The following is an 18,535-nucleotide window of genomic DNA, read 5'->3' on the forward strand; positions in this document are numbered from 1 at the left end:
GGTAACACGCGACGCCGACCGCTGTCCCCGCGGTGAGCTGCTGCGCCACTGCCGACCCTCCCCCGCGCAACCCGGCACGCCGAGACCGCAGGAAGAGCGACGGCTTGCCCCGCCTCCAGGGGTTGCCGCTACGCTCGTCATCTCGGAGCCTCGTGGTCCCGGCCGCGGACTCCTCCGCGCCTTTCCCCAGCCGGGACGGGGCGGCTCGCGCGTAGCCGCCTCGGTCGGCGGGTAGCGATCTTTCCGGAAGCGGTGTCCGGTGGCGGACCGCCCGGACACCGAACAGAGCACAACACGGGATGGCCGTTCCGGGGGAACGGCATGAACGTTCACATATGGCTTGGGAGGCGGTCGTGGGTGGCGACCAGTCGGCAGTCGGTGGTGACGGGCGTGACGCTCTGCTCTCCGCCGAGGACCTTCCCGACGGGCTGCTGGTAGCGGACCACCGCGGCAGAGTGATCGCGTTCAACCGGCTGGCCGCCCGCCTCACCGGGGTGTCGGTGGACCACGCCGTGGGCCGGGACTTCCGCGACGTCCTCCCGCTCCACGACCCCGAGGGCCGCGACTGGTGGAAGTGCACCGACCCCTACGGCGGACTGCGCACCCGAGTCCGCCAGCCCGAGCAGCGGCTGCTGCTCGCCGACGGGCGCGAAGTCATGATGGCCGCCCGCTACGTGCGCGACAAACCCTGCGGCGACCTGGTCCGCCTGGTGGTGACCCTGCGCGACGCCGCCAACCGCTCCTACTCCGAGCGCTCCAGCGCCGACCTGGTCTCGACGGTCGCCCACGAGCTGCGCTCCCCGCTGACCAGCGTCAAGGGCTTCACCGCGACGATGCTGGCCAAGTGGAGCCGCCTCACCGACACGCAGAAGATCTTCATGCTGGAGACCGTCAACGCGGACGCGGACCGGGTCACCCGGCTCATCACCGAGCTCCTGGACGTCTCCCGCATCCAGTCCGGCCGCCTGGAGATCCACCGGCAACTCGTCGACCTGGGAGAACGCGCCCGGCGTGTCATCGCCGGACGGGTGGCCTCCGGTGAGCCGGAGGACCGGTTCCGGCTGGACGTGCGCGGTCCGCTGCCCGAGATGTGGCTGGACGTCGACAAGGTCGACCAGATCATCAGCAACCTGGTGGAAAACGGGCTGCGGCACGGCGCTGGTACTGTCACGATAGTGATCGAGCCGTGCGAGGGAGGAGCAGCCGTGTCGGTGCGCGACGAGGGCGAGGGCATCAAGCCCGAGGCTGTCACGCGCGTCTTCCGCCAGTTCTGGCGCGGCAAGCGCCGCGGGGGCACCGGCTTGGGGCTGTTCATCGTCAAGGGCCTGATCGAGGCCCACGGTGGCACGATCACGGTCGGCCGCGCGCCCAGCGGCGGCGCCGAGTTCCGATTTATCGTGCCCGCCGGCACTCCCGAGTTCGTCTGACGGACTCGGCGGCGGGCTTCACGAGGACTTCCCAGTCGGCTTGTGCCCCCCGCCGCACGGCGGTGGGCCGTGACATTCCGCCCCGCGGGCGACGCGGGACGGCGAGGCAACCACCAATGTCTGCACCCAACAACTCCTACGACCCCGTCGAGGTGAACGCGCTTCACCCGGACGAGGTCGCACGCATGCGCCAAGAGGCGCTCGACGCCATCGCCAGGGCCTCCAGCCTGGAAGAACTCAAGGAGGTCCGGATCGCGCACGCCGGCGACCGGTCCCCGCTGGCCCTGGCCAACCGGGAGATCGGCGCCCTGCCGCCCGCGGCCCGCGCGGACGCGGGCAGGCGCGTGGGCGGCGCGCGCCGCGAGATCAGCGAGGCGCTCAAGGCCCGCCAGGCCCAGTTGGAGGACGAGCGCGACGCCCGCGTGCTCGTCGAAGAGGCCGTCGACGTCACCCTGCCCTACGACCGGATCCCGCACGGAAGCCGGCACCCGCTGACCACCATCGGCGAGCGGATGGCCGACATCTTCGTCGGCATGGGCTTCGAGATCGCCGAGGGTCCCGAGGTCGAGGCCGAGTGGTACAACTTCGACGCCCTCAACTTCCTGCCCGACCACCCGGCCCGCACCATGCAGGACACCTTCTTCGTCGCCGGACCCAACGGCGGGGAGTCCGGCATGGTGCTGCGCACGCACACCTCCCCGGTGCAGGTGCGCGCGATGCTGGACCGCGAGCTCCCCGTCTACGTGGTCGTGCCCGGCCGCACCTTCCGCACCGACGAGCTGGACGCCACGCACAGCCCGGTCTTCCACCAACTGGAAGGGCTGGTCGTGGACGAGGGCATCACCCTGGCCCACCTGCGCGGCGCCATCCAGGTGTTCGTGGAGCAGATGTTCGGCGAAGGGCTGCGCACCCGCATGCGCCCGTCGTACTTCCCGTTCACCGAGCCGTCCGCCGAGGTGGACATGGAGTGCTTCGTCTGCCGGGGCGCCTCCGTGGGCAACCCCGACGCCCCCTGCCGGACCTGCTCCTCGGAGGGCTGGATCGAGATCGGCGGCTGCGGCGTGGTCAACCCGCGGGTGCTGGTCGCCGCCGGGGTGGACACCGAGCGCTACAGCGGCTGGGCCTTCGGCCTGGGCATCGAGCGGACGCTGATGTTCGCCCGCGGGGTCAAGGACATGCACGACATGGTCGAGGGTGACGTCCGGTTCACCGCGGCCTTCGGGATGGAGATGTGATGCGGGTTCCCGTTTCCTGGCTGCGCGAGTACGTTGCGCTGCCCGCCGAGGCCACCGCGCGCGAGCTGGCCGAGAAGCTGATCAGTCTGGGCCTGGAGGTCGAGACCGTCGAGGAGGTCGGCGCCGACGTCACCGGCCCGATCGTGGTGGGCCGGGTGCTGACCATCGAGGAGCTCACCGGCTTCAAGAAGCCCATCCGGTTCTGCACCGTGGACGTCGGCGACGCCAACGGCACCGGCGAGCCGCAGGGCATCGTGTGCGGGGCCCGCAACTTCGCCGAGGGCGACCTGGTGGTGGTGTCGCTGCCCGGCGCGGTGCTGCCGGGCGGCTTCGCGATCTCCGCGCGCAAGACCTACGGCAGGATCTCGGCGGGCATGATCTGCTCGGCGAGCGAACTGGGGCTGTGGGAGGACCACGAGGGCATCATCGTGCTGCCCGAGGGCTTCGCCGAGCCCGGCGCCGACGCCGGCGAACTGCTGGGGCTGCGCGACTCCGTGCTGGACATCGCGGTCACGCCCGACCGCGGCTACGCGCTGTCGATGCGCGGCGTGGCCCGCGAGGCCGCCGCCGCCTACGGCGTGGAGTTCACCGACCCCGCCGACCTGCCGGTGCCGGAGACGACCGGCGGCGGCTACCCGGCGACCGTCGCCGACCCGGCGATCTGCTCCCGCTACGTGCTGCGCGGCGTGACCGGGTTCGACCCGGCCGCCCCGACCCCGCCGTGGATGCGCCGCCGACTCCACCTGTGCGGGGTGCGCTCCATCTCGCTGGCGGTCGACGTCACCAACTACGTGATGCTGGAACTGGGGCAGCCGCTGCACGCCTGGGACCGCGCCACCCTGCGCGGCCCCATCGAGGTCCGGCTGGCCCGCCAGGGCGAGAAGCTGGAGACCCTGGACCACGTGGTGCGCGCCCTGGACCCCGACGACATCCTCATCACCGACGAGTCGGGCCCGATCAACCTCGCCGGCGTCATGGGCGGCCTGAGCACCGAGATCAGCGACACCTCCACCGACATCCTGGTCGAGGCCGCGCACTTCGCCGAGACGCACATCGCGCGCACCTCGCGCCGCCACCAGTTGTCCTCGGAGTCCTCCCGCCGCTTCGAGCGCGGCGTCGACTCCGCCGTCCAGCTCGCCGCGGCGACCCGCGCGGTCGGCCTGCTCGCCGAACTGGGCGGGGCGACCGTCGAGGACGGGATCACCCACATCGACCTGAGCGTCCCCCGCGAACCGATCACCGTCGCGGTCGGGCACACGGGCCGCGTCGCGGGCGTGGACTACCCCGTCGAGACCGAGATCGCCCGGCTCCGCCAGGTCGGCTGCGAGGTCGTCCGCAACGGCGACACGCTCTCGGTCACCCCGCCGAGCTGGCGCCCCGACCTCACCGACCCCAACGACCTCGCCGAGGAGGTCATCCGCAACGAGGGCTACGAGAACATCCCGGCGATCCCGCCGCGCGCCCCCGCCGGCCGCGGACTGACCCACGGCCAGCGGCTGCGCCGCGCGGTGGGGCGGACCCTCGCCGCCCGGGGGTTCCACGAGGTGCTCAACTACCCCTTCGTGGGGGAGCGCGACCTCGACGCGCTGCAACTGGAGGCCGACGACCGCCGACGCACCACGGTGCGCCTGGCCAACCCGCTCAACGACGACGAGCCGCTGCTGCGCACCACCCTGCTGCCGGGACTGCTCAAGACCCTGGTCCGCAACGTCGGACGCGGCTTCGGCGACGTCGCGCTGTTCGAGATGGGACTGGTCTACCACCCCAGGCCCGGCGCGCCCGCCAAGGCACCGATCCTGGCGGTCGACCGGGGGCCCACCGCCGAGGAGCGCGCCGCCCTGGAGGCGGCGCTGCCCGAGCAGCCGCGCCACGTCGGCGCCGTCCTGGCCGGACAGCGGCTGCGGTCCGGCTGGTGGGGCGGGGGACAGGACGCCACCTGGGCCGACGCGATCCAGACCGCGCGCGAGGCGGCGAGCGTGGCCGGGGTGGAGCTCGTGGTCCGCGCCGCCCAGCACGCGCCCTGGCACCCGGGGCGCTGCGCGGCGCTGTACCTGGCGGGCGCCGAGGACGAGGCGGCCGTGGGCTACGCCGGTGAGCTGCACCCCCGGGTGGTCAAGGCGTACGGGCTGCCGCCGCGGACCGCGGCGCTGGAGATCGACTGGGGCCGTATCGAGGCGGCGGCCAGGCCCGCGACCGCCCCGCGCGTCTCCACCTACCCGGTGGCCACCCAGGACGTCGCGCTCGTGGTGGACGAGTCCGTCCCGGCCGCCGAGGTCGAGGCGGCCCTGCGCGAGGGAGCCGGGGAACTGCTGGAGAGCATCCGGCTGTTCGACGTCTACACCGGCGCGCAGATCGGCGAGGGGCGCAAGTCGCTGGCCTACGCGCTGCGGCTGCGCGCCGACGACCGCACGTTGACCGCGGAGGAGACCAACCGGATCAGGGACGCCGCGGTGGCCGCGGCCGCGGAACGCACCGGAGCGGTGCTGCGCGGCTAGCGGAGCCCGGCCGACGGCACGCCTGGGGGCCGCCCCGCGGGGCGGCCCCCAGTGCTGTGCGCCCCGTCTCCGGCGGGAGGCGCCCCGGCGGAAAATTAGTTAGCTGAGAAGATTCTCTGACCTATGATGAAAATCGGCTGCGCCGACGCGGCCGTGAAGGGGGCCGCATGGGGACCGGAGCCGACACCGAGAGGATCACCGACGACGACCTCATCACCTCCTGGGGTCTGTTCCACGAAGCGCTCCTGGCGACCACCCCGCTCCTGCTCCGGGGCATCGACCCCTCCGGCAAGGACATGTCCGGCCCCTGGTTCGAGGTGCTGCTCCGGTTGCAGCGCTCCCCGCAGCACCGCCTCCCGATGAGCCAGCTCGCCCGCGAGGTCTCCCTGAGCAGCGGCGGCTTCACCAAGCTGGCCGACCGGCTGGAACGCAACGGCTACCTGGAACGCCAGTCCTGCCCCTCGGACCGCCGGGTCACCTACGCCGCGCTCACCGAGAAGGGGCTGGCCCTGGCCGAGCAGGCGCGCGCCCGGCACGTGGCGCTGCTCCGGGAGCACGTGCTGGCCCCCCTGGGCGTGGAGGGGGTGCGGGCCCTGGCCGAGCAGGCGCGCAGGCTGCGCGACAACGCCCGCCAGGTCTCCGCGGGCCGGGAGAAGAAGTAACCGCCGCAGGCGGCCCCGGGGCGGGTTCCGACGTTCTACTAGAATCGCCATTCTTCGGGACAACAGCCCCCCGCTGCCTCGGGGAAGAACGACGACACGAGCAGCGCCCGCAGGGGGCACGGGGCGGCCCGGAACGTCCGGGGAGGCAGGAACACACATGGGACTCATCGCCAGCGCGGCCGAGATGCGCGCCATCCCCCGCTCCACCGAGTTTCGCAACGGCGGGGTCTCCTTCTGGTACCGCGAACTGGGACTTCCGCAGCGCCGCGCGGCCCTGCCCGGCGACGCCGACTACGACGTGTGCATCGTCGGCGCCGGGTACACCGGCCTGTGGACCGCCTACTACCTCAAGAAGGAGCAGCCCGACCTGCGCGTGGCGGTCCTGGAGCGGGAGTTCGCGGGCTTCGGCGCCTCGGGGCGCAACGGCGGCTGGCTGTCGGCCGAGTTCGCCGGATCGCGGGAGCGCTACGCCAAGGCCCACGGCAAGGGGCCGATGATCGCCCTGCAACGCGCCATGATGGCCACGGTCGACGAGGTCATCGCGGTGGCCGAGGCGGAGGGCATCGACGCCGACATCGTCAAGGGCGGCATGCGGATCGTGGCCACCAACCAGGCGCAGAAGGCCCGGCTGCTGGAGGAGATCGCCTACCTCCAGGAGTGGGGCTACTGGCCGGAGGACTACTACCTGCTGGAACCCGACCACGAGCCGCGGCTGCGCGTGGACGGCGCGGTGGCCGAGGCGTTCTCCCCGCACGCCGCGCGCATCCAGCCGGCCAAGCTCGTCAGGGGCCTGGCCGCGGCGGTCGAGGCGCTCGGCGTGGACATCTTCGAGAACACCGCGGTCAGCGAACTGCGTCCGCGCGAGGGCGGCCGGGGACCGGCCGCGGTGACCGAGCACGGCACGGTGCGGGCCGAGTACGTGATCCGCGCCACCGAGGGGTTCACCGCCGAACTCAACGGCTACCGCCGCCAGTGGCTGCCCATGAACTCCTCGATGATCGTGACCGAGCCGCTCAGCGCCGAGGTGTGGAAGCGGATCGGCTGGGAGGGCCAGGAGGTCCTCGGCGACGCCGCGCACGCCTACGTCTACGCCCAGCGCACCGCGGACGGCCGCATCGCCATCGGCGGGCGCGGCGTGCCCTACCGGTTCGCCTCGGGCCACGACACCAACGGCGCCACCCAGCCGCAGACGATCGCGGAGCTGTGGCGGGCACTGTCCCGCCTGTTCCCCGCGGCGGGGGAGACCCCCGTGGTGCACGCCTGGTCCGGCGTCCTGGGGGTGGCCCGCGACTGGTGCCCCACCGTGCACCTGGACCGGACCACCGGAGTGGGCTGGGCCGGCGGATACGTCGGCAGCGGGGTCGCCACCTCCAACCTGGCCGGACGCACCCTGCGCGACCTGGTGCTGGGACGCAGCACCGAACTGGTCCGGCTGCCCTGGGTGGGCCACCAGGCGCGCGACTGGGAGCCCGAACCGCTGCGCTGGGTCGGCACCCACCTCGTCTACGGGCTCTACCGCGGCGCCGACCGGCGCGAGGCGTCCCGGTCCGTCGACACCTCGACGCTGGCCAGCCTGGCCTCCCGGCTCGCCGGGCGCTGACCTTCGGTGCTGCGCCGCCCGGCCGCGGCCCGGCGGCGCAGCACCCCCGCCGCCCCCGCTCGATGAAGCCTTATACACTGACTTGCATAACTTTCCAGTGCGGTGCATGATGGTGCGCGTCGCACACGGTCCAGGGGGGAGCAGAGCATGGGTTACACGGCGGCGATCGCCGGCGCCAGCGGGTACGTGGGGGGTGAACTGCTGCGCCTCCTGCTCGCCCACCCCGACATCGAGATCGGCACGCTCACCGCGGGGGGCAACGCCGGAACCCGGCTGGGCGCCCACCACCCGCACCTGCTGCCGCTCGCCGACCGGGTCCTCGCCGAGACCACGCCCGAGACGCTCGCCGGCCACGACATCGTCTTCCTCGCGCTGCCGCACGGCCAGTCCGCCGCCCTCGCCGCCCAGCTCGGCGCGGACACGCTGGTCGTGGACTGCGGCGCGGACTTCCGGCTCGCCGACGCCGCCGCCTGGCAGCGGTACTACGGCTCCGAGCACGCCGGGACCTGGCCCTACGGCCTGCCCGAACTGCCCGGGGCCAGGGCCGCACTGGCCCGCACCCGGCGCATCGCCGTCCCCGGCTGCTACCCGACCTGCGGCACCCTCGCCCTGCTGCCGGCCTTCGCCGAGGGACTGGTCGAACCCGAGGTCGTGGTGGTCGCCGCCTCCGGCACCTCCGGCGCGGGCAAGGCGGCCAAGCCGCACCTGATCGCCAGCGAGGTCATGGGATCGGTCAGCGCCTACGGCGTCGGGGGCGCCCACCGGCACAACCCCGAGTTCGTCCAGAACCTGTCCGCGGTCGCGGGAGCCCTGGTCCGGGTCTCCTTCACCCCGATGCTGGTGCCGATGCCCCGCGGCATCCTGGCCACCTGCTCGGCCCCGCTGAAGCCGGGAGTCGGCGCCGACGAGGCGCGCGCCGCCTACCGGCGCCACTACGACGCCGAACCCTTCGTCCACCTGCTGCCGGAGGGGGAGTGGCCGACCACCGCGATGACCCTGGGCGCCAACACCGCGGCCGTCCAGGTCACCGTGGACGAGGCGGCGGGCCGCCTGGTCGCCGTCGCCGCCATCGACAACCTCACCAAGGGAACCGCGGGCGGCGCGATCCAGAGCGCCAACCTCGCCCTCGGCCTCCCCGAAACCACCGGACTTCCCATGACTGGAGTGGCACCGTGAGCGTTACCGCGCCCCTCGGCTTCCGGGCGGCGGGTGTGGCCGCCGGCATCAAGAGCGACGGCCAGCGCGACGTCGCCGTCGTCATCAACGACGGCCCCCAGAGGGCCGCCGCCGCGGTCTTCACCAAGAACCGGGTCAAGGCCGCGCCCGTGCTCTGGTCCCAGCAGGTCGTCTCCGGCGGCCGGGTGCGCGCCGCGGTCCTCAACTCCGGGGGAGCCAACGCCTGCACCGGCGCGCCCGGCTTCCAGGACACCCACGCCACCGCCGAGCACCTGGCCGCGCTCCTCGACGACTCCGCCGGGGAGATCGTCGTCTGCTCCACCGGCCTCATCGGTGAACGCCTGCCCATGCAGCAGCTCCTGGCCGGGGTGGACGCCGCGGTGGCCGAGGCCGCCCGCGACGGCGGCCTGAACGCGGCCGACGCCATCCGCACCACCGACACCGTCTCCAAGATCGCCTTCCGCCGCGGCAGCGGCTACACCATCGGCGGCATGGCCAAGGGGGCGGGCATGCTCGCCCCGTCGCTGGCCACCATGCTGTCGGTACTCACCACCGACGCCGTGCTCACCTCCGAGCAGTGCGACGCCCTGCTGCGCGCCGCCACCGAGGTGACCTTCGACCGGCTCGACACCGACGGCTGCACCTCCACCAACGACACCGTGCTGCTCATGGCCAGCGGCGCCTCCGGCACCACCCCCGACGAGGAGGAGTTCGCCCGCCTGCTCACCGAGGTCTGCCAGGACCTGTGCCGCCAGTTGCTGGCCGACGCCGAGGGCGCCACCAAGACCATCGCCATCGAGGTCGTGGGCGCGGCCAGCACCGCCGACGCGGTTGAGGTCGGCCGCGCCATCGCCCGCAACGCGCTGTTCAAGTGCGCGATCTACGGCGAGGACCCCAACTGGGGGCGGGTGCTCGCCGCGGTCGGCACCACCGACGCCGCCTTCGAGCCCGACCAGGTCAACGTCGCCATCAACGGCGTGTGGGTGTGCCGGGGCGGGGCCGTCGGCGACGACCGCGCCAAGGTCAACCTCAAACCCCGCGACGTCACCGTCACCGTGGACCTGTCCGCGGGCTCCGCGGCCGCCACGGTGTGGACCACCGACCTGACCGTCGAATACGTACACGAGAACTCGGCCTACTCCACATGATCTCCAGAATCCACCAGGCGGCCCTGGACAAGGCGAGCACCCTCATCGAGGCGCTCCCCTGGCTCAGCGCCCTCCACGGCAAGACCGTCGTCGTCAAGTACGGCGGCAACGCGATGACCGACCCGGAGCTGCGGGCGCGTTTCGCCGAGAACGTCGTGTTCCTGCGCTACGCCGGACTGCGCCCGGTCGTCGTCCACGGCGGCGGCCCGCAGATCAACGCGCACCTGGAGCGGCTCGGCGTCAAGAGCACCTTCACCGCGGGGCTGCGGGTCACCACCCCCGAGACGATGGAGATCGTCCGGATGGTCCTGGTCGGCCAGGTCAACCGGGAGATCGTCGGCCTGATCAACGAGCACGGCCCCTTCGCCGTGGGCATGTCGGGCGAGGACGCCCACCTGTTCACCGCCGAGCGCAAGCCTGCCCTCGTCGACGGCAAACCCGTCGACATCGGCCTGGTCGGCGAGGTGGTCGAGGTGCAGCCCGGAGCGGTCCGCAGCCTGCTGGACGACGGGCGCATCCCCGTCATCTCCAGCATCGCACGGTCCGCCGAGGGCGGCGTCTACAACGTCAACGCCGACACCGCGGCCGCCGCCCTCGCCGTGGCACTGGGCGCCGCCAAGCTCATCGTGCTCACCGACGTCGAGGGCCTCTACGCCGACTACCCGACCAACTCCGAGCTGATCAGCCGCCTGACAGCCGCCGAACTGGAGGAACTGCTGCCCGACCTCTCCTCGGGCATGGTGCCCAAGATGGAGGCGTGCCTGCGCGCGGTCCGCGGCGGAGTGCCCCAGGCGCACGTGCTCGACGGACGGGTCCCCAACGCGATGCTGCTGGAGATCTTCACCGACGAGGGGGTCGGCACCATGGTCCTGCCGGACGGAGAACCGACGGGAGACGACGCATGAGCGCCACCGAGCAGTTGCAGAAGCGCTTCGACGCGGTCCTCATGCCCAACTACGGCACCCCGCCCGTCGCGCTGGTCCGCGGCGAGGGCTGCCGCGTCGTCGACGCCGACGGCAGGAGCTACCTCGACCTCATCGCCGGAATCGCGGTGTCGTCCCTCGGCCACGGGCACCCGGCCCTGGTCAAGGCGGTCTCCGAGCAGACCGCCCGGCTCGCCCACACCAGCAACCTGTTCCTGCACGAACGGGAGGTGGAGCTGGCCGAGAAGCTCGTCGAGAAGATCGGTGCGCCCGCCCGGGTCTTCCTCGCCAACTCCGGCACCGAGGCCAACGAGGCGGCGCTGAAGCTCGTCCGCCGCGCGGCCGGACCGGAGCGCACCTACTACGTCTCCACCGTCGCCGGGTTCCACGGCCGCACCTCCGGCTCGCTCGCCATCACCGGCAAGCCCGCGATCCGCGACCCTTTCGGGCCGTTCGGGATGGACGTGCGGTTCGTCCCCCACGGCGACGCCGCGGCCCTGCGCGAGGCCGTCACCGACCAGTGCGTCGCGGTCTTCGTGGAGCCCGTGCAGGGCGAGGCCGGGGTCGTGCCGGCCGCCGAGGGCTACCTCGCCGCGGTCCGCGAGATCTGCGACGCCACCGGCGCCGCCTTCGTCCTGGACGAGATCCAGAGCGGCATCGGCCGCACCGGCCGCTGGTTCGCCCACCAGGCCGAGGGAGTGCTCCCCGACGTCCTCACCCTCGCCAAGGGGCTGGGCGGCGGGCTGCCCATCGGCGCCTGCGTGGGCCTCGGCCGCTACGGGACGGTCTTCGCCAAGGGCGACCACGGCTCCACCTTCGGCGGCAACCCGGTCGCGGCCGCCGCGGCCCTCGCCGTCATCGACACCATCGAACGCGAAGGACTGCTCGACTCCGTCACCGAGCTGGGCGAACTGCTCGCCGCGGAGATCGCCGCGATCGACCACCCCCTGCTCGCCGGAGTGCGCGGGGTCGGCCTGTGGCGCGGCATCCAGTTGACCGCCCCGGTGTCCGGACACGTCCAGGCCCGCGCCGCCGACGCCGGGTTCCTGGTCAACGCGGTCACCCCCGACGTGGTCCGCATCGCCCCGCCGCTGGTCATCACCCGCGAGGAGATCCTCGAGTTCACCGGGGCGCTGCCGGACGTCCTGGCCGCCGCCGCCCGCGACGCAGAGGAGGACGCACGACGATGACTGTCGACGGAGCGAAGTCCGTCCCGCCCACCAAAGCAGCCCGCCACGCCAAGATCTCCGAACTGCTGACCAGGTACGACGTCCGCTCCCAGAGCGAACTGGCGCGCCTGCTGGCCGAGGAGGGCGTGCAGGTCACCCAGGCGACGCTCTCCCGCGACCTGGACGAACTGGGCGCGGTCAAGCTCCGCACCGTCGACGGAAGCCTCATCTACGTCCTGCCCGGCGAGGGCGGGGAGCGCCTGCAACGGGCGCGCCCCGACCACCTGGGCCTGGAGCAGGTCTCCAACTCACGCATGAGCCGACTGGCCGAGGACCTGCTGGTCTCGGCCGAGGCATCCGCCAACATGGTCGTCGTCCGCACGCCACCGGGCGCAGCCCAGTACCTGGCGTCGGCGATCGACCACACCGACATCCCCGCCATCCTGGGCACCATCGCGGGCGACGACACGATCCTGGTGATCGCCCGGGACCCCCAGGGCGGCGAGGAACTCGCCTCGGCACTGCTGCGGCTCGCCAACCGGCGCCCCTGACCGGGGGAGCCGACCACCGACCGACCGGGTGCACCGGGCACCCGAGAAGCTTCATAGGAGAGACACTCATGACCGAGCGGGTCGTACTCGCATACTCCGGAGGACTCGACACCTCCGTGGCCATCGGATGGATCGCCGAGGAGACCGGCGCCGAGGTCATCGCGGTCGCCATCGACTGCGGCCAGGGCGGCGAGGACCTGGAGGTCATCCGCCAGCGCGCCCTGGCCTGCGGCGCGGTCGAGGCCGTCGTGGCCGACGCGCGCGACGAGTTCGCCAACGAGTACTGCGTCCCCGCCATCCAGGCCAACGCGCTCTACATGGACCGCTACCCCCTGGTGTCGGCGCTGTCGCGGCCGCTGATCGTCAAGCACCTCGCCGAGGCCGCCCGCTACCACGGCGCGACCATGGTCGCCCACGGCTGCACCGGCAAGGGCAACGACCAGGTCCGCTTCGAGGCCGGACTGGCCGCGCTCTTCCCCGAGCTCAAGGTGCTCGCCCCGGTCCGCGACTCGGGCATGACCCGCGACAAGGCCATCGCCTTCGCCGAGGAGAAGGGCCTGCCGATCGACGTCACCAAGAAGTCGCCCTACTCCATCGACCAGAACCTGTTCGGCCGCGCCGTGGAGACCGGCTTCCTGGAGGACATCTGGAACGGCCCCATCGAGGACGTCTACTCCTACACCCAGAACCCGGCCGAGCCGCGCGAGCCCGACGAGCTGATCATCTCCTTCACCTCCGGCGTGCCCACCGCCATCGACGGCAAGGAGCTCAGCCCGCTCCAGATCATCGAGGAGCTCAACCGGCGCGCCGGCGCCCAGGGCGTGGGCCGCATCGACATGGTCGAGGACCGGCTCGTCGGCATCAAGAGCCGTGAGGTCTACGAGGCGCCCGGCGCGATCGCGCTGATCACCGCGCACCAGGAGCTGGAGAACGTCACCGTCGAGCGCGAGCTCGCCCGCTTCAAGCGCGGCGTGGACCAGCGGTGGGGCGAGCTGGTCTACGACGGCCTGTGGTTCTCCCCGCTGAAGAACGCCCTGGAGAAGTTCATCCTGGAGGCCAACAAGCACGTCACCGGCGACATCCGGATGGTGCTGCACGGCGGCCGGGCCGTGGTCACCGGACGCCGCAGCGAGGCCTCCCTCTACGACTACGAGCTCGCCACCTACGACACCGGCGACGCCTACGACCAGAGCAAGGCCCGCGGCTTCATCGACATCTGGAGCATGCCCGCCAAGATCGCCAGCATGCGCGACCAGCGGCTCGCCTGACCGCGGCGCACCCGCGGACGCGGCGCCCCGCGCGGCCTGCCGTGCGGGGCGCCGCGTCCCCGTCCGACCACCGACCCATCCACTGTTAAGGACCCATCGTGGCCAACGAGCCCGACGACCAGGCCGTGCGGCTGTGGGGAGGCCGCTTCAGCGGCGGCCCCTCCGAAGCGCTGGCCCGCCTCTCCCAGAGCACCCACTTCGACTGGCGCCTCGCCCGCCACGACATCGCGGGATCGCGCGCCCACGCCCGCGTCCTGCACGCGGCCGGCCTGCTCAAACCGGACGAACTCACCCGGATGCTGGAAGGGCTGGACCGCCTGGAGGCCGACGTCGTCTCCGGGGCGTTCACCCCGACGCCCGCCGACGAGGACGTGCACACCGCGCTGGAGCGGGGCTTCATCGAACGGGTCGGCCCCGAACTGGGCGGGCGGCTGCGCGCCGGACGCTCCCGCAACGACCAGATCGCCACCCTGATCCGCATGTACCTGCGGGAGGAGGCGCGCGCCATCGCCGCGCTGCTGCTCGACCTGGCCACGGCCCTCGCCGACCAGGCCGAGGCCAACATGGACGTCGCCATGCCGGGCCGCACCCACCTGCAACACGCCCAGCCGGTGCTGCTGGCCCACCACCTGATGGCGCACGCCTGGCCGCTGCTGCGCGACGTCGAACGGCTGCGCGACTGGGACCGCCGCGCCGACGCCTCGGCGTACGGCTCCGGTGCGCTGGCCGGCTCCTCCCTGGGCCTGGACCCCGAGGCGGTCGCCGCCGACCTGGGCTTCTCCCGGTCGGTCCCCAACTCCATCGACGGCACCGCCGCGCGTGACGTGGTCGCCGAGTTCGCCTTCGTCGCGGCGATGATCGGGGTGGACCTGTCCCGGCTCGCCGAGGAGATCATCCTCTGGGCCACCAAGGAGTTCTCGTTCGTCACCCTCGACGACGCGTTCTCCACCGGCTCCTCGATCATGCCGCAGAAGAAGAACCCCGACATCGCCGAACTGGCCCGCGGCAAGGCCGGTCGGCTCATCGGCGACCTCGCGGGCCTGCTGAGCACCCTCAAGGGGCTGCCGCTCGCCTACAACCGGGACCTACAGGAGGACAAGGAGCCGGTCTTCGACGCCGTGGACACCCTCCAGGTCCTGCTGCCCGCCTTCACCGGGATGGTCGCCACCCTCACCGTCAACGGGGAGCGGATGGCCGAGCTGGCCCCGCAGGGCTTCTCGCTGGCCACCGACATCGCCGAGTGGCTGGTGCGGCGCCGGGTGCCGTTCCGCGAGGCGCACGAGATCGCCGGGGCGTGCGTGCGGGTCTGCGAGGAGCGCGGCATCGACCTGCCGGAGCTGAGCGACGCGGATCTGGCGGCCATCTCCCCGCACCTGACCCCGCAGGTGCGCGAGGTCCTCACGGTCCGGGGATCCCTGGAGTCGCGCGCGGCCCGCGGCGGCACCGCCCCCGCCCGGGTCGCCGAGCAGCTCGCCGAGCTGCGCGCGGCCGTCGCCGAGCACCGCGGCTTCGCCACCGGGTCCTGAGCCCCGCGGGGGCGGGCGTCATGCCCGCCCCCGCGGATCGGCGTCCTCTCCTCCCGAGGACGGGTTTGGCCAAAGCCACCACACCCGGATCCGCTTTCCGGTAGCGTCCACTCACGGCACCGTCGGTACGAGCACTATGACCATTCGTAGTCGGCGTGGCGCGGCGTGGGGAGGACGTCATGAGCGGGCCGGGCGGTACCGGACGCGGGATCAGGACACAGCTCAACAAGATCGTGCTGATCCCGGCGATCACCTTTCTCGTCCTGTTCGCCGTGCTGAGTACGGCCACGGTGACCCAGGTGCTGGCGCTGCGTGCGGCCGCGCTCCAGAGCGAGGAGGGCATCCGCCTCTACGCCGCACTGGTGGAACTGCAACGGGAGCGCGTGCTCGCGGCCGAGTACCTGGGAGCGCCGTCCCCCGAAGGGCTGGGGGCGCTGCGGGAGCAGCAGACGGCGACCGACGAGGCCCTGACCGCGGTCGACCTCGCCGAGGAGGACCTCGACGAAGCCGACCTCCGCTCCGCCCTGGACGAGCGGGAGGCGCTGCGGGAGGACGTCGCCGACCTGCGGGTCAGCCGGACCGAAAGCCACCGGCGCTACAGCGCGGTCATCGCCGCGGGCATCGACCACTACGCGGAGCACACCCGGCAGTTCGGCGACGGCACCGCGGTGGCCGCCGGCGGCGTCCTCGTCCAGGCGATGCGTGCCCAGGAGACCTTCGCCCAGGCCGACGCGCTGCTGGCCGGGGCGCGGGCCGCAGGCGAGCTCGCCGAAGCCGAGCGGATCACCTTCTCCGGCCTGATCAGCGAGCTGGAGCGGCGGCTCAACGAACTCCGGTGGGCACTGGCCGGACCCGCGGCCCGCCACTACCTCTCGCTCGCCGAGTCCTCCGAGTGGGAGGGCCTGGTCGACACCGCGGTCCTGATCACCGGCTGGCAGCCGCCCCGGGACGGCGGCACACAGGCCCCGGACCTGCCGCCGGCGGTGGCCGCCTGGGAGGCCGACGCCGACAGCGTCAACGCCGTCCTCGTCGAGATGACCAAGACCCAGGCGCGGGCGACCGTCGACACCACCCGGGCGGCGAGCGCCCAGGTGCTCTCCACCGCGGTCGGCGGGTCCATCCTGGCCCTGTTCGCGGGGGCGCTCGCCTACGGCATCGCCTCCAAGACCGCGGCCCGCCTCACCGACCGGCTGTCCCGGCTGCGCCGCGACACCCTGGACCTGGCCGGGAGCGAGCTGCCGGAGATCGTCCGGCGCCTCGAACAGGGGGACAACGTCGACCTGCGCACCCAGCCGCGCCGACTCGACTACGGCACCGACGAGATCGGCCAGGTCGCCGACGCGTTCAACACCGCCCAGCGCACGGCGGTGGCCGCGGCCGTGCGACAGGCCGAGATCCGCGCGGGCGCCAACCGGGTCTTCCTCGCCCTGGCCCACCGCGACCAGTCGCTGCTGCAGCGCCAACTGCACCTGCTGGACCGGGTCGAGCGCGAGGAGGAGGACCCCGATCTCCTGGAGTACCTCTTCCAGTTGGACCACCTGGCGACCCGCGGCCGCCGCAACGCGGAGAACCTCATCATCCTCGCCGGGGGCAGGCCCGGACGGCGGTGGCGCTCCCCCGTCCCCCTGGTCGACGTGCTGCGCAGCGCCGTGTCCGAGATCGAGGACTACGCGAGGATCACCGTGTTCCCGGTGCCGGAGCTGGCGCTGCGCGGGGAGTGCGTCGCCGACGTCGTCCACCTCTTCGCCGAACTCGTGGAGAACGCGGCCCGCTACTCGCCGCCGCACACCAAGGTCGAGGTGCACACCGAGCGGGTCTCCAAGGGGGTGGCGGTCGAGGTCAGGGACCACGGCCTGGGCATGAGCGAGGAGGACCTCGCCGCGGCCAACCGGCGGCTCACCACCGTTCCCGAGTTCGACGTGATGGCACTGGACGAGGACGCCCGGCTGGGGCTGTTCGTGGTGGCGCGCCTGGCGGCCAAGCACGACATCCAGGTGCGGCTGCGCGCCCACACGGGCGGCGGTACCCAGGCGATCGTCCTGCTCTCGGACACGCTGGTCGTCGGGACCGGCGCGGACGACCGGGACCAGGCGCCGGACGCCGAGCCGGCCCCGCCGTCCACTCCCGCCCCGCGGGCGCCGCAGGAGGGGCGTGCCGACGTCCTGCTGCCTGCGGGCGCGGGCGGAGAGGCCTCCAACGGCGGTACGGACCCCCGGCCGCCGCTGCCCAGGCGCCGCCGCCAGACCCATCTCGCCGCCCAGCTGCGGGACGGGGGCGGCCCGCCGAGCACTCGGTCCGCCCCGGCCCGTGCCCGCCGGTCCCCGGAGGAGGCACGCCGGATGATCGAGGCATTCCACCGCGGCACCCGCCGGGGGCGCGACAGCGATCCGGCGCCGTTCTCCGGACCCGTGGCCGAATAGGTGCCCCCATGAGGCGGTCCGTACCCGGGACCTCCCGGGCCGAAGCCGACAGACCGCAACCGCGCAAACCCACACGAAGGAACGGGAAACGGATGAGCAACGCCTCAGAAAACCTGAACTGGCTCCTGGACGACCTGGTCGACCGGGTGGTGGGGGCCGACCACGCCATCGTGCTGTCCGCCGACGGCCTGCTCATCGGCAGGTCGCGCGGACTCTCCGAGGAGGACGGGGAGCACCTGTCCGCGGTCGCCTCGGCCTTCCAGAGCCTGGCCCGCGGCACCAGCCGCCACTTCAACGGGGGAGAGGTGCTCCAGACCATCGTGGAGATGGAGCACGCCTACCTGTTCGTCACGGCCGCGGGCGAGGGCGCCTGTCTGGCGGTCCTGGCCGGCGAGGAGTCCGACGTGGGGATGATCGCCTACGAGATGAACGCCCGGATCAAGCGGGTCGGCCAGTTCCTGACCAGCGCCCCGCGCTCTCCCGAGCCCGTCGGCCGGGCGTCGAGCAGACCATGAGCGGCCGTCACAGAGCTGACGACCCTCTCCCGTGGGACGAGGCCGCGGGACCACTGGTGCGTCCCTACGCGGTGACCGGCGGTCGTACCCGTTCGACGGAGACCCGGCTGGACATGATCAGCACCGTCGTCGCCTCACGCCGCGAGGCCGACACCTCCCGGTTGCAGCCCGAGCACCTCGCGATCCTGCGGCTGTGCCGCTCCCCGATGTCGGTGGCCGAGGTCGCCGCCCGTCTGGACCTGCCCGTCACCGTGGTCAAGGTGCTGCTGGGAGACCTCGTCACGCAGGGGTTCGTGCTGGCCCGCGCCCCGGTGACCGTAACGGACAGACCCGAGATGACCCTACTTCAGGCGGTTCTCGATGGCATTCGCAGACTCTGACCCGGCCCTGGGCGCCTCACCCCTGCCGTCTGCGCTCAAG

At 72.8% G+C, this 18,535-nt stretch carries 15 protein-coding genes; all 15 read left to right on the forward strand.

From position 1 onward, the window contains the following. Positions 1-335 precede the first annotated feature (335 nt). The 15 genes from AC529_RS15630 to AC529_RS15700 all read left to right on the forward strand — a co-directional run bounded on the left by AC529_RS15630 (position 336) and on the right by AC529_RS15700 (position 18,495). Entirely contained in the window at positions 336-1,427 is a 1,092-nt protein-coding gene (locus tag AC529_RS15630; protein WP_068757989.1) for a sensor histidine kinase, read from the forward strand. 116 nt (positions 1,428-1,543) lie between these two features. Continuing rightward, positions 1,544-2,662 (forward strand): phenylalanine--tRNA ligase subunit alpha, encoded by a 1,119-nt coding sequence (gene pheS, locus AC529_RS15635; protein WP_068757991.1) that lies wholly within the window; start codon positions 1,544-1,546, stop codon positions 2,660-2,662. Continuing rightward, positions 2,662-5,157 (forward strand): phenylalanine--tRNA ligase subunit beta, encoded by a 2,496-nt coding sequence (gene pheT, locus AC529_RS15640; RefSeq protein WP_068757993.1) that lies wholly within the window; start codon positions 2,662-2,664, stop codon positions 5,155-5,157. Before pheS ends, pheT begins: the two co-directional genes overlap by 1 nt. 167 nt (positions 5,158-5,324) lie before the next feature. Then, entirely contained in the window at positions 5,325-5,819 is a 495-nt protein-coding gene (locus AC529_RS15645) for a MarR family winged helix-turn-helix transcriptional regulator (protein ID WP_068757995.1), read from the forward strand. Positions 5,820-5,976: 157 nt separating this feature from the next. Further along, positions 5,977-7,419 carry an NAD(P)/FAD-dependent oxidoreductase gene (locus tag AC529_RS15650; protein WP_068757996.1) on the forward strand — a complete coding sequence of 481 codons (1,443 nt, stop codon included), beginning with the start codon at positions 5,977-5,979 and terminating at the stop codon, positions 7,417-7,419. A 147-nt stretch (positions 7,420-7,566) separates the two neighbouring features. Further along, on the forward strand, positions 7,567-8,595 hold the full coding sequence (argC, locus tag AC529_RS15655; RefSeq protein WP_068757998.1) for an N-acetyl-gamma-glutamyl-phosphate reductase: 1,029 nt from the start codon (positions 7,567-7,569) through the stop codon (positions 8,593-8,595). After that, a complete protein-coding gene (gene argJ / locus AC529_RS15660) occupies positions 8,592-9,743 on the forward strand; it encodes a bifunctional glutamate N-acetyltransferase/amino-acid acetyltransferase ArgJ (protein ID WP_068758000.1) in 1,152 nt (383 codons plus the stop codon). The genes argC and argJ overlap by 4 nt, the downstream gene beginning before the upstream one ends. After that, positions 9,740-10,648 carry an acetylglutamate kinase gene (argB, locus tag AC529_RS15665; RefSeq protein WP_068758002.1) on the forward strand — a complete coding sequence of 303 codons (909 nt, stop codon included), beginning with the start codon at positions 9,740-9,742 and terminating at the stop codon, positions 10,646-10,648. Before argJ ends, argB begins: the two co-directional genes overlap by 4 nt. Next, positions 10,645-11,856, forward strand: a complete 1,212-nt coding sequence (locus AC529_RS15670; protein WP_068758004.1) for an acetylornithine transaminase — start codon at positions 10,645-10,647, stop codon at positions 11,854-11,856. The genes argB and AC529_RS15670 overlap by 4 nt, the downstream gene beginning before the upstream one ends. Further along, positions 11,853-12,386 (forward strand): arginine repressor, encoded by a 534-nt coding sequence (locus AC529_RS15675; protein ID WP_068758007.1) that lies wholly within the window; start codon positions 11,853-11,855, stop codon positions 12,384-12,386. The genes AC529_RS15670 and AC529_RS15675 overlap by 4 nt, the downstream gene beginning before the upstream one ends. 68 nt (positions 12,387-12,454) lie before the next feature. After that, a complete protein-coding gene (locus tag AC529_RS15680; protein WP_068758009.1) occupies positions 12,455-13,654 on the forward strand; it encodes an argininosuccinate synthase in 1,200 nt (399 codons plus the stop codon). 98 nt (positions 13,655-13,752) lie between these two features. Beyond that, positions 13,753-15,180: an argininosuccinate lyase gene (gene argH, locus AC529_RS15685; RefSeq protein ID WP_068758011.1), complete on the forward strand. Its 1,428-nt coding sequence runs from the start codon at positions 13,753-13,755 to the stop codon at positions 15,178-15,180. A 179-nt stretch (positions 15,181-15,359) separates the two neighbouring features. Then, complete coding sequence (locus tag AC529_RS15690) at positions 15,360-17,600, forward strand: sensor histidine kinase (RefSeq protein WP_068758013.1); 2,241 nt, start codon at positions 15,360-15,362, stop codon at positions 17,598-17,600. Between the two features lie 92 nt (positions 17,601-17,692). Next, entirely contained in the window at positions 17,693-18,115 is a 423-nt protein-coding gene (locus AC529_RS15695; protein ID WP_068758015.1) for a roadblock/LC7 domain-containing protein, read from the forward strand. Beyond that, positions 18,112-18,495 (forward strand): DUF742 domain-containing protein, encoded by a 384-nt coding sequence (locus AC529_RS15700; RefSeq protein WP_068758016.1) that lies wholly within the window; start codon positions 18,112-18,114, stop codon positions 18,493-18,495. Before AC529_RS15695 ends, AC529_RS15700 begins: the two co-directional genes overlap by 4 nt. Positions 18,496-18,535 lie beyond the last annotated feature (40 nt).

This window comes from Thermobifida cellulosilytica TB100 (genome assembly GCF_001517975.1).
Classification (GTDB): domain Bacteria; phylum Actinomycetota; class Actinomycetes; order Streptosporangiales; family Streptosporangiaceae; genus Thermobifida; species Thermobifida cellulosilytica.

Bases quoted from the DNA above. Each gene is read 5' to 3' on its own strand.
- AC529_RS15630 (WP_068757989.1), top strand. From the start codon at position 336: ATGGCTTGGGAGGCGGTCGTGGGTGGCGACCAGTCGGCAGTCGGTGGT.
- pheS (WP_068757991.1), top strand. From the start codon at position 1,544: ATGTCTGCACCCAACAACTCCTACGACCCCGTCGAGGTGAACGCGCTT.
- pheT (WP_068757993.1), top strand. From the start codon at position 2,662: ATGCGGGTTCCCGTTTCCTGGCTGCGCGAGTACGTTGCGCTGCCCGCC.
- AC529_RS15645 (WP_068757995.1), top strand. From the start codon at position 5,325: ATGGGGACCGGAGCCGACACCGAGAGGATCACCGACGACGACCTCATC.
- AC529_RS15650 (WP_068757996.1), top strand. From the start codon at position 5,977: ATGGGACTCATCGCCAGCGCGGCCGAGATGCGCGCCATCCCCCGCTCC.
- argC (WP_068757998.1), top strand. From the start codon at position 7,567: ATGGGTTACACGGCGGCGATCGCCGGCGCCAGCGGGTACGTGGGGGGT.
- argB (WP_068758002.1), top strand. From the start codon at position 9,740: ATGATCTCCAGAATCCACCAGGCGGCCCTGGACAAGGCGAGCACCCTC.
- AC529_RS15670 (WP_068758004.1), top strand. From the start codon at position 10,645: ATGAGCGCCACCGAGCAGTTGCAGAAGCGCTTCGACGCGGTCCTCATG.
- AC529_RS15675 (WP_068758007.1), top strand. From the start codon at position 11,853: ATGACTGTCGACGGAGCGAAGTCCGTCCCGCCCACCAAAGCAGCCCGC.
- AC529_RS15680 (WP_068758009.1), top strand. From the start codon at position 12,455: ATGACCGAGCGGGTCGTACTCGCATACTCCGGAGGACTCGACACCTCC.
- AC529_RS15690 (WP_068758013.1), top strand. From the start codon at position 15,360: ATGAGCGGGCCGGGCGGTACCGGACGCGGGATCAGGACACAGCTCAAC.
- AC529_RS15695 (WP_068758015.1), top strand. From the start codon at position 17,693: ATGAGCAACGCCTCAGAAAACCTGAACTGGCTCCTGGACGACCTGGTC.
- AC529_RS15700 (WP_068758016.1), top strand. From the start codon at position 18,112: ATGAGCGGCCGTCACAGAGCTGACGACCCTCTCCCGTGGGACGAGGCC.